This is a genomic window from Phenylobacterium sp. (assembly GCF_031412415.1).
Classification (GTDB): domain Bacteria; phylum Pseudomonadota; class Alphaproteobacteria; order Caulobacterales; family Caulobacteraceae; genus Phenylobacterium.
The window spans coordinates 1-11,042 of sequence record NZ_JANOCX010000436.1 but is presented as its reverse complement, the minus strand read 5'-3'; the positions used below and the strand labels follow the sequence as shown (position 1 = coordinate 11,042).

Annotated in this window: 10 protein-coding genes; 5 read left to right on the top strand and 5 right to left on the bottom strand. The window is 64.0% G+C overall.

The genetic code is table 11. From position 1 onward, the window contains the following. Window positions 1-212: 212 nt before the first annotated feature. The gene (locus RMO04_RS20090; protein ID WP_309646543.1) at window positions 213-716 is read left to right on the top strand and encodes a nuclear transport factor 2 family protein; all 504 of its coding nucleotides are present in this window, start codon (window positions 213-215) and stop codon (window positions 714-716) included. 147 nt (window positions 717-863) lie between these two features. Here RMO04_RS20090 and RMO04_RS20085 read toward each other — a convergent pair whose 3' ends face one another. Next, window positions 864-2,129 (bottom strand): hypothetical protein, encoded by a 1,266-nt coding sequence (locus RMO04_RS20085; protein WP_309646542.1) that lies wholly within the window; start codon window positions 2,127-2,129, stop codon window positions 864-866. 240 nt (window positions 2,130-2,369) lie between these two features. On the opposite strand from RMO04_RS20085, the gene RMO04_RS20080 reads away from it, so the two are divergent. The 4 genes from RMO04_RS20080 (at window position 2,370) to copD (ending at window position 6,623) form a co-directional block, all read left to right on the top strand. Then, window positions 2,370-4,736 (top strand): heavy metal translocating P-type ATPase, encoded by a 2,367-nt coding sequence (locus RMO04_RS20080; protein WP_405041524.1) that lies wholly within the window; start codon window positions 2,370-2,372, stop codon window positions 4,734-4,736. Window positions 4,737-4,745: 9 nt separating this feature from the next. Beyond that, window positions 4,746-5,141: a Cu(I)-responsive transcriptional regulator gene (gene cueR / locus RMO04_RS20075; protein WP_309646541.1), complete on the top strand. Its 396-nt coding sequence runs from the start codon at window positions 4,746-4,748 to the stop codon at window positions 5,139-5,141. Between the two features lie 179 nt (window positions 5,142-5,320). Further along, a complete protein-coding gene (gene copC, locus RMO04_RS20070; RefSeq protein ID WP_309646540.1) occupies window positions 5,321-5,692 on the top strand; it encodes a copper homeostasis periplasmic binding protein CopC in 372 nt (123 codons plus the stop codon). Window position 5,693: 1 nt separating this feature from the next. After that, window positions 5,694-6,623 carry a copper homeostasis membrane protein CopD gene (gene copD / locus RMO04_RS20065; protein ID WP_309646539.1) on the top strand — a complete coding sequence of 310 codons (930 nt, stop codon included), beginning with the start codon at window positions 5,694-5,696 and terminating at the stop codon, window positions 6,621-6,623. 129 nt (window positions 6,624-6,752) lie between these two features. On the opposite strand, the gene RMO04_RS20060 is transcribed toward copD, so the two are convergent. The 4 genes from RMO04_RS20060 to RMO04_RS20045 all read right to left on the bottom strand — a co-directional run bounded on the left by RMO04_RS20060 (window position 6,753) and on the right by RMO04_RS20045 (window position 10,870). Beyond that, window positions 6,753-6,938, bottom strand: coding sequence for a hypothetical protein (locus tag RMO04_RS20060; protein WP_309646538.1), 186 nt, complete (start codon window positions 6,936-6,938; stop codon window positions 6,753-6,755). A 178-nt stretch (window positions 6,939-7,116) separates the two neighbouring features. Beyond that, window positions 7,117-8,028 (bottom strand): copper resistance protein B, encoded by a 912-nt coding sequence (locus RMO04_RS20055; protein ID WP_309646537.1) that lies wholly within the window; start codon window positions 8,026-8,028, stop codon window positions 7,117-7,119. 272 nt (window positions 8,029-8,300) lie between these two features. Next, complete coding sequence (locus tag RMO04_RS20050) at window positions 8,301-10,151, bottom strand: copper resistance system multicopper oxidase (RefSeq protein WP_309646536.1); 1,851 nt, start codon at window positions 10,149-10,151, stop codon at window positions 8,301-8,303. A gap of 299 nt (window positions 10,152-10,450) precedes the next feature. Next, complete coding sequence (locus RMO04_RS20045) at window positions 10,451-10,870, bottom strand: hypothetical protein (protein ID WP_309646535.1); 420 nt, start codon at window positions 10,868-10,870, stop codon at window positions 10,451-10,453. Window positions 10,871-11,042 lie beyond the last annotated feature (172 nt).

Sequence of the window (11,042 nt, the reverse complement as noted above, 5' to 3'; positions counted from 1 at the left end):
TCGCGGTGGTCCGCGTGATTGGGCAGGCGGTCTCGATCGGACTTGTCCGAAGTAGGGTCGATCCACGGCAAGGCTGGCGTGCTGTCCTCGAAGCGAAACGCTTCGCCAGCCGACCACGGCCAACATCAACGACTTGCGGATGAGGCGTAAGCCACGAATAGATTATGCGCCGCAAGAGCGCCGAGCGGCTCTCTTGACTAGAGGTAGTGCGAATGGCTCTGACCGTCCCCTTTCCCAGTGGAGTCCTCGCCGCACTGGTGCTGATAGCGCCGACGACGGCCACCGCGCTTCCGGATCGTCAAACGGGTCCCGCCATAGCGGAGGCTTCAGCGCCTTTGGAAGCCGTGAGCGTTGTTGACGCCTTTCACGGGGCGCTCGCGTCTGGTGACACCGCCCAGGCGGCCAAGTTGGTGAGTGACGCAGTGCTGGTCTTCGAAGCCGGTGGCGCGGAACGCTCGCGCGCTGAGTACGCCTCATCCCACCTCGCAGCCGACGCGAGTTTTGCCCAAGCAGTGCCGGCGGAACTGACGCGCCGCACAGGTGGCGCGAGCGCCGACATAGCATGGGTGGCTAGTGAAGGGCGGACCCGCGGTCGCTTTCGTGACCGGGACGTGGACCGCGTCACGACGGAGACCGCCATCCTGCAGAAGCTCGACGGCGTTTGGCGTATTGTGCACGTCCACTGGTCATCGCGGGCGCCGGCGGCGGCGCATTGAGGGCTTAGGCGAACCCGTCCGCGGGGCGCCGCCAGCGCAGGAGCTGTCACTTCCGCATCCGAGAGCATGGACAATTTCACCGTGGCGCCGCGCATGATCGCCCGGGTGAGGTTGAGACTTCCGGATCACGGACCTAGGCAGAAGCGCTCACACTATGAAGACGGGGGAAAATCCTCCACCCGAGGTTCGGAAGTTAGTGGTTTGACCCTGGTAGATCCTAGCCGCGCAAAGCAGTGCTGAGCCCTCGTATGTGTAGAGACGAACGTCCAGCTTCAGGGCCTTCACCTCCCCATCTACCTTGATCCTTCGCTCCGTGGGCACGGCCAACTCCTGGGCGATATAGTCGCCCTGCTGCACCTCCGCCCACACTCTGTGGGTGATCTTGTCGCCGCGATAGACCGCCTTGCCGCCGTGACCGCCCGCCGGCTTGAAGAAGAGCCCTTTGCGTTCTTCCCACAGGGCCTCGGCATTGTCCGCGTTAAGCAGTTGGGTGCGCGGGATCGCGGCTAGGAGCCCGGCGGCTCCGTCGCCCAGAATTTCCGCCGAGGCTGGGTCAGACAACAGGCTCAGGTTTCGCTTGTCTGCAAAGAGCGCGTGGTTGCGGGGGCTAGGGGTCAACACGACCGCGTCGGCAAGATAGGCCTCGCGCAGCACTTCATGTCCCCCTGCCCCAAGGGAGAAATCGACTAGACGGTTGTATACGAGGTCGATGGTCTCGCCGCGGCATTGCAAGCGCCCATCAGTAAAGTTGAGTTCGCCGGGATCAGCGATCAATGCCCGCAAGCCGTGCCTTTGGAAAAACCGCTGTGCAAGAAGGAACTCTGGAAAAAGATACTGTTCCTCGGGATGATCGTCGACGATCGCGACAGACCGCAGCGAGCTGTTCGGGCGCTGGCTTTCCCATTCGCTGATGAACATGCGCCAGACAGCAGTTTCGAACTCGTCTAGATGCGCCGATCGTGTCGCCAGACGCGCTTCGTCACAACAGGCCTTCTGGGCCCGAGCAAGGAAGGCGTTCAGGAAAGCCCCGCCGGCGTTGGTGTTCACCTCAATGAGCTTGGGTCCGGCCGTCCCCAGGTGAAAGTCGTAACCCATAAAGGCGCCACGGGGTCCGAAGTCTCGGCGCGCAATCTCGGGCGCCCAGCCCAGAACAGCGTCCTGATAAGCTGGCGACGCCGCCGCCGCTTCGATCGCCGCCACCACCTCAAGCATGGCGTCGAGGTCTTCCCGCGCCAAAAATACCGGCGCTTGCGCGAAAAGATGGGGATGTGTGGCGATGAGGGACGCAGCGCCATTCTCGGCGGGCGCTTCGGCACGAATGGCGGCCTGCAAGCCATCGCTATCCAAGGTGATGCAAAAGCACTCCCTGTTCAGCACTTGGTCGCGGCGGTCTCGGACTTCGATCGGGGGCATCGCCGATCCTAACACGGGCCGGGGTCTCTTGTGGTGGACCGCCGATCTCCGATCCCCAGGCTAGAGTGGAGACAGTAGGGACTAGTCTCTCTCAACGAAATCCAAGCTCCCGCGACCCCTACGTGTGGGCCGTCAAAGATCCCGCCACATCGAGCCTGGGAACTAAAGCCTTGACCTTCCCACGATTGGAAGCCTGAGGGTCGACTTGTGGGCCGGCATGGGCGACCACAGGAGACTGAAATGGCCGATCAAATGGGACATACCCCACATCAGCATGGACCGGGCTGCAATCATGGGCCGCAGACTGGCGACAGCGCCAAGACCATAGATCCTGTCTGCGGTATGACGGTGAACCCGGAGACGACAGTCCATCAAGCGTCTCACGCTGGGCAACCCTACTTTTTCTGCTCGGCGGGATGCCGCACGAAGTTTGTGGCCGACCCTCAGAAGTACCTCTCCGCTGATAGGGAGGCCGTGGCGGAAAACGCCCCGGCCGGAACCATCTACACCTGTCCCATGCACCCGGAAATTCGCCAGGTGGGGCCGGGGTCCTGCCCCATTTGCGGCATGGCGCTGGAGCCGGACCTGATCACGGCGGACGCCGGCCCCAATCCAGAACTGGCCGACATGACCCGTCGGTTCTGGATCGGCCTCGTGCTGACCGTTCCCGTGTTCGCGCTCGAAATGGGTGGGCACCTCACCGGCCAAATGTTGCATCTAAGCCCCGCGATCTCGGGCTGGCTCCAGCTGGTGTTGGCCACTCCAGTCGTGCTTTGGGCCGGCTGGCCCTTCTTCGAGCGTGGCGCACGCTCACTGGTCACTCGAAACCTCAACATGTTCACACTCATCGCCATGGGGATCGGCGTCGCGTGGACCTTCAGCGTCGTGGCCGTCTTGGCGCCGGACATCTTCCCAGCCGCGTTCCGATCCGCCGACGGCGCCGCGCCCATCTATTTCGAAGCCGCCGCCGTGATCACGGTCTTAGTGCTTCTGGGGCAGTTGCTCGAACTGAGAGCCCGCGAACAGACATCGGGGGCCATCCGCGCGCTAATGGACCTCGCGCCCAAGACCGCCCGTCGGGTGCAAAGCGATGGAACTGACGAGGAGGTAACACTTGATTTGATCGTCGTCGGCGACAGCCTTCGTGTTCGGCCTGGCGAAAAGGTGCCTGTCGACGGCGAGGTGCTCGAGGGCCGGGTGTCCATCGATGAGTCCATGGTCACTGGGGAGTCCATGCCCGTCACCCGGGTGCCCGGCGACAAGGTCGTCGGCGGCGCGATCAACAAGACCGGTTCGTTTGTCATGCGCGCGGAGAAAGTCGGCGCCGACACGCTACTGTCCCAGATCGTCCAGATGGTGGCCCAGGCGCAGCGTAGTCGCGCGCCCATCCAACGCATGGCCGACCGGGTTTCGGGATGGTTCGTCCCCGCCGTCATCCTGTCGGCGATCCTCGCCTTCGCCATCTGGGCCTTCGTGGGTCCCGAGCCCGCTCTGGCTCATGGCCTCGTCGCGGCGGTGTCGGTGCTGATCATCGCCTGTCCCTGTGCGCTCGGCCTGGCGACGCCCATCTCCATCATGGTGGGAGTCGGCCGGGGCGCGCACGCCGGCGTCTTGATCAAGGACGCCGAGGCCCTGGAGCGCTTCGAGAAGATCGATACCCTCATCGTCGACAAGACGGGCACCCTGACCGAAGGCCGACCGTCGGTCACCCAGATCCTCGCGGCGCCCGGGATCGACGAGACCGATCTCCTCCGTCTGGCCGCGAGTCTGGAGCGCTCCAGCGAGCACCCCCTTGCGGACGCGATCGTACGAGCCGCCAATGATCGTGGCCTGCCGTTGACCACGCCGATCGCCTTTGACTCTCCGATTGGCAAGGGCGTCGTGGGCCATGTCGAAGGTCGCCGTGTCATGCTGGGCTCGCCCGCCTTCATGGCGGAACAATCGATCGACACCCACGCCTTGGCGACCGAGGCCGACCTGCTGAGGAAGGGAGGCGCCTCCGCCATCTTCGTCGCGATCGACGGCACGCTCGCGGGCGTCTTGGCTATCGCCGACCCAATCAAGACGACAACGCCAGAGGCGGTCCGCCAGTTGAAGGCCGAGGGGATTCGCGTGGTCATGATGACGGGCGACAATCGAACCACGGCCCTGGCCGTAGCTGCGAAACTCGGCATCGACGACGTTGAGGCCGATGTCCTGCCTCAGCACAAAGCCGCCGTTGTCGAAAAGCTACGCTCCGAGGGCCGAGTGGTGGCGATGGCGGGGGATGGGGTGAACGACGCTCCAGCCCTCGCCGCGGCCGACGTGGGCATCGCCATGGGCGCTGGCGCCGACGTGGCTATCGAGAGCGCCGGGGTCACCCTGCTCAAGGGCGACCTCCAGGGGCTGGTCAAGGCTCGCCGGCTGTCTCGCGCCGTGATGCGCAACATTCGTCAGAACCTGTTCTTCGCCTTCGCCTACAATGTCGCGGGCGTCCCGATCGCCGCGGGCCTGCTCTACCCGGTCTTCGGTCTTCTGCTGTCGCCGGCAATCGCTGCGCTGGCCATGGCGCTCTCGTCCGTCAGCGTCATCGGCAACGCCTTGCGCCTTCGCGCGATAGAGCTCTGAGGTCTCCAGATGAATATTGGTCAGGCCGCAAAGGCGACCGGCGTCTCCGCCAAGATGATCCGCTACTACGAGGAAATCGGCCTCGTGCGGCCCGCCAGCCGTACCGATGCGAACTACCGCGAATATGACGGCCGCGAGATCAACGAGCTCCGGTTCATCAAGCGAGGCAGGAACCTCGGCTTCTCGATGGTGGAGATCTCCCAGCTCCTGGCCCTGTGGCGTGACCGCGACCGACCCAGCCGTGAGGTCAAGGCCATAGCCGACCGTCATGTCGCTGATCTTGATACGCGAATCGCGGAAATGCAGGCCATGGCCGACACCCTTCGCCACCTCTCGCATTGCTGCGCCGGGGATGGGCGCCCCGACTGCCCGATACTTGCCGATCTGGCCGAGCCACCACATTGACCACGCGACCAATTGTGAGGACTCGGCTGGCGTGGCCAGCGCCGGTCTCCACCGCCTAGCGTATGTCGCCGAGTGGGAACCGGGGGCCGTTCACCCCTGGTCCAGATGAACGAGACTAGTCGGAAGGCTCAGCGGCGCGCCGAGCGTAAAATTCAAAGACAAATGGTTAGGAGATCCACGTGAAGAACCACCTTTTCAGCCTTGTCGCCTTCGTAGGCGCCAGCACCCTTCTCGCGACGAGCCCGGCCTGGGCCCACGCCCATTTGGTAAGTTCGAATCCGGCCGCGAACGCCACAGTCTCCACAGCGCCGAAGATGATCACCCTGAGTTTCAGCGAGAAGTTGGTGCCGGCCTTTTCCAAGTTCGACCTGATCATGCCCGAACACGGCGGCATGAAGCTGGCCGTAAAGACCAGTGTCTCGACCGACGGCAAGAGCATTACCGGCGTGCCCGAGGCGGCGCTGATGAAGGGCGCCTACAAGATCGTCTGGACGGCCGCTTCCGCCGACGGCCACAAGATGAGCGGGGAAGTCGCCTTCAAGGTCGGCTGAGGTGATCGAGCCTGCGGTCATCGCCCTCAGGCTTCTGCAGTATGCGGGAGCGATGGTTCTCATGGGATCATCGCTCTTGTTCATCTATGCGCTCCCTTCCTCCGGCGACGAGACGGGGGCTCGAACCGCATGGGCGCGCTTACTGCTCGTTGGAGCTGGATTGCTCCTGGCGTTGGCGGCGACCCTAGGCCTTGCCGCGCAGGCCAGCCTCTTGGCTGGATCCGTAAGTGAAGGCCTGAAGGTCGAAACGCTCCTTGCGGTAGTATCCGGCATGGACCTCGGAAAGGCCGCTGTCGTGCGGGCGGCCGCGGCGCTCCTGGCGGTTTTTTGCCTGCTGGCTCTGAAGCCTGGACGGCCGGCCTGGATCGTCGCCGCCGTCCTGGGCGCCGTCGCCACGGCGAGCCTAGCCTGGATGGGGCATGGCGCGGCCACGGAGGGCCTGATCGGCGGTCTTCACTTGGCAAGCGACGTCCTGCATGCGCTCGCAGCGGCCGTCTGGATCGGGGCCCTCGTGGCCTTTCTCGGTCTCCTCTTGCCGTCGCCAGCGGGCCCCGACGCCCGCCAGACCACACACCGCGCCTTGCACGGATTTGCCGGCGTTGGCTCGGCATCGGTCGCCATCCTGGTGGTCAGCGGCGTGATCAACAGCTGGATCTTGATCGGACCCGATCGGCTGTCGGCTCTGTGGACGACGCCATACGGTCGGTTGCTGAGCCTGAAGCTCATCCTGTTTGTCGCTATGGTCGGCTTGGCGGCGGCGAACCGCTTTCAACATACACCTGCCCTCGGTCGGGCGCTGGAAGCGAACGCCTCCTCCGAGCTTGTCCTCCGCCCGCTTCGGCGCAGCGTGATTCTCGAGACATTGCTCGGGCTTGCTGTCTTGGGCTTGGTCGCCTGGCTGGGCGCACTCGGCCCGCCGACATCGATGTGACGGCCTGTTGGCGGCTGTCAGCGATGGCGGCGCGGTGGATGCTCCTGGCGTGCAGACCACGACGGTGGCGGCCGCCACCAAGGGCCGCCGCGCGCTCGCCAGGGGCAGGGCGGGCGCTGAGTCTCTCGATTAATGCTGGTGCTGCGGGGCGCTGGCAGGGGCGTCAGGCGTAGCAGGCGCGGCGGGCGCCTTCTTGTCGCAGCAGGTCATCTTGCCGTCCTTGTCCTTGCAGCAGCAATCCGCTGCAAGCGCCGAACCGGCTGTCAGCGCGGCGAGCGCGATGGCGGCGAACGCAGATTTAACGATCAACTTCATTGGTCTGGCTCCTCGGTGGAGATGAGGCCCGACGTGCGGACGCCTCATCATTGGGCAAATGGCTAGGGCGTAGAAAGCCCTCATTCTCGGCCATCGCAGTCAGGTGACGCAAAGCGGCGGCCACCCGCGCCATGGGAGCGTCAACCCTTTGGGAGCGACGTCCGCCCTTTGCGTAGGCTCAGAACCAAGCCTGCACCCCGACCACAAATCGGGTCGTTTCAACGTCCTCCCCGGCGGCGCGCGCGAAGTCCGCGGTGCGGCCAAAAACACGTTCATAGGACAGGCCGACATAGGGCGCGAACTCTCGCCTCATCTCATACCTCAGGCGCAACCCAAACTCGGCGTTAGAGAAGCCGGAACCGATCTCGCTCCGATCGATATCCTGCGCGGCGAAGTCCAGCTCCGCACGCGACTGGAGCACCAGGCGCTGGGAGAGCCTGAGATCGTAACTGCCCTCAAGCCGGGCGAGGAGATCACCATGCTCGGACAAGAAGAGAGAACCTTCGGCTTCGAACCAGTAGGGGAACATCGCGTCCACCGCGAGCACGGCGTAGGCAGTGGAACGCGGCTCCAAGTCGTAGCGGAGCCCGACCTGCACGTCGGTGTAGCGAGCGACGGCGCGGGAGTAGAGGAGTTCGAGCTCGGCCGCCTCTACACCTTCACCGGAATGGCCTTCACCTTCGGTTTTGAACGCAAACCGATGGAGATCGCCGCCGTAGACGCCCTCGACGTTCCAGCGATAGCCATCCCCATCGGGCGCCCATTCCAACAAGTCGGCCTGCACCTTCGAGGCTCGCGAGCCCCCATGCTCGAGGGCAAGCAATGTACGGGCACGTTCCATCGGTCCAACCCCAAAGACCTGGTCGGCCAGCGCGTCAGTGACCACTTCCGGGGCCGCCCCCTTGCCGACCGGAAGGTCGAGACCAGTTTGAGGGTCACCTGCAGCACCCATCGCATGCCCGGCATGTGGATCACCCTGGGCAGGCCCTGCGGGCATGACATGTCCCGCATGGGGATCGGCTGGAGCCTGCGCAGATGGCGTCCCATGGCCCGCGTGCTCATCGACGGGAGATGCAGGCTGGGCGGGCATCACATGTCCAGCGTGAGGATCGATCGGGGCCTGCGCAGGCGGCGTCCGGTGACCGGCATGGGGATCCGTGGCGGTTTTGGGCTGGGCTGGCATGACATGCCCGGCATGAGGGTCGGCCGGGGTCTCCACCGGCGCTATCCGATGGGCCGCGTGGGGATCAACAGGAGGGGCGGGCTTAGCTGGCATGACGTGTCCAGCGTGAGGATCGGCGGCTTGCGCGGCCGCTGCGGTCGCAAAGCCAACGAGGCCGATAGCCAGGAGAGACGACCAGATCATGCCGCGGCTCCTTGCGCCGGGCGCACTTTGAACACCTGAAACATACCCGCGTGCATGTGGTAGAGCATGTGGCAGTGGAAGGCCCAATCGCCCGCCTCCGCGGTGAGATCGAAAGTCACCTTCCCGCCCGGCGCCACGTTCACCGTGTGCTTGCGAGGCATAAAACCCACTGGACCATGCACGAGTTCGAAGAAGTGCCCATGAAGGTGGACCGGATGGGTCATCATGGAGTCATTGATCAGAGTGACACGCACCCGCTCTCCGGTGCGGAAGGAGTATGGCGGGGGGTTCTCACTGAACTTCCAGCCGTCGAACCCCCACCAGAAGCGCTCCATGTTTCCCGTGAGGTGAATGTCGAGGGCTCGGTCCGGCGGCCTGGAGTCGGGGTTGCGCTCGAGGGCGACCAGGTCCTTGTAGACCAGCACGCGGTGGCCGACGCTTTCCAGGCCAAGCCCGGGCTCCCCTGTGCGATCGAGCGGCATCGGCGCGATCATCTGCACCCCTGGCCCCTTTTTGACGTAGGGGGCCTTGGACCAGTCGAGCATGTTCATATCCATGCCGCTCATGTCACCCATGGCGTCCGAGCCGCGCTTGCGTGGGGGCGCCATACCGGGCGGGCGCCTGTCGGCCGCAGCCGCCCCGTGGTCCATGCCAGCCATGTTCGAGTGGTCCATTCCCGCCATGCCGGCGGGGTCGGTTTTCCCCATCGCGCCGTGCGCAGACATGTCCATGCCCATATCTCTCATCGTCAGGATCGGGCGTTCGCGCAGCGGCGGAACGGCCGCGCTCATCCCAGCGCGCGGCGCAAGGGTCGCGCGCCCCATGCCCGACCGGTCGATGGCCTCGGCGACCAAGGTGTAGGCTTTGTCCTCGGAAGGCTGGACGATAACGTCGTACGTCTCGGCGTTACCGATCTGGAACTCGTCCACCTCGACAGGTCGGACGTTCTGGCCATCGGCTGCCACCACCGTGAGTTTCAGGCCAGGAATGCGGATATTGAAGATCATCTGAGCCGCGGCGTTGACGAAGCGAAGCCGCAACCGCTCGCCGGGCGTGAACAGTCCGGTCCAATTGTCCTTGGGGCCGTGGCCGTTGACCAAAAAGGTCTGAACGGCGCCGGTGACGTCGGAGATGTCCGTTGGGTCCATGAGCATCTTCGCCCACTCGATGCGTTCGGCGAGCGTTTGGTCCTTGCCCGCCAACAGGCCCGCGATGGTCTGGCGTTGATAGTTGAAAACGCCGGCCTGCTGCTTCAGCCGCTTGAAGACCAGGTGAGGATGCATATCGCTGTGATCGGCGAGCACGATCACATGCTCGCGCTCGAACAAGACTGGATCGGGCTTCGAGGGCTCGATCACGATGGGGGCGTAGTGGCCCTCAGCCTCCTGGAGCGAGGAGTGGCTGTGATACCAGTAAGTGCCCGACTGGATGACTGGGAACTCGTAGACGAAGGTCTCCCCGGGAGGGATTCCTGGGAAGCTGACGCCGGGCACGCCATCCATCTGGAACGGCACGAGGAGGCCATGCCAGTGGATGGATGTCTCTTCATTCAGCGCGTTGGTCACGGAAATCCGCGCCCGCTGGCCCTCCCTGAGCCTCAGAAGCGGACCGGGGACCGTGCCGTTGATGGTCACGGCGTGCTGGGACTTCCCGTCGATGGTCACTTGCGTGTGGCCGATCGTGAGCTTGATGTCCTCGCCCGATACCGTCGGAAGGGTGGAGGCAAGGCCTGGAGAGTCGCTGAGCGCCCAACTCGGAAGGAGCGCACCAATCGCCGCGCCGCCGCCTAGAAGCGCTGTTGCGCGGAGGAACGAGCGGCGGTCGAAAGAGGCTAGGGGCCGGGGCATTAAGTTTCCTGCGCAATGACCTGTGCGGGATGGAGCTTCCCACGGGGGGAAGGTCAAGCGGCATCCGCATCTTGGGAGACGTAGTGAGCCTAGCCCCTAGTGACGAGGTTGCTTGGTGTCGAAAGTTTCTTGCCTCCCAGCATAAGCTCGGCAGCGCACGACGCTTGGCGCTCGCCGGGCGCGAACCCAGGCCATCGAGCGCCAGCAATGCGCTCGGGAGTCACTGCGATGGGAAGAAACGCATCCTTCTCGGGTTGAACCGGTGCGGAACGATTTAGGTTCGTTCAACAGCAACGAGACTAGTCGGGGATCGCGCAGTGTCCTGCCCGCGCTTGCACAACATAGAATTGCGCCTTCATCGTCATTTCTTCGTACGTGCGCGCTTCCGCCGTCACCGCTGAGCCGGTCCGATAGCTGACCATTGTTTGACCCGAACTCATCTGCCGCCATGCCTGAGCGGTCCGGGCTAGGAGATCAGAGCACGCCCCAATCGCCGCTTTGCGCAACCACCGGGGCGGGGTCATTCGAACCTGCAAGACGGTAGGACCAACGATGAACGCATTGTTCGGTTTTTTCGCGCTGGAATGCCCAATCGTCCGGCTTACCCAGTCCCGCAGGGCTGACATCAAGTTGCACCGGCGTTGAACAGATTCGTTGATCGTTTTCGAGCAGCTCGCCAGAGCCAGCACGACGCTCGACACTATGATCGCCTTGAGCATGTAACTTTCCCCCAGCCACCAACAGCGTCGGTGCCCGAGGCACGTCAACGCAACTCTTTCATATGCGATTGTGGACTAGAGTGTGGGATGCCGACCAACGTCAAACTTCAAGTAACTGAATTTACGTACGAAATTCTACTTCGTTGGCGGAGAGGGTGGGATTCGAACCCAC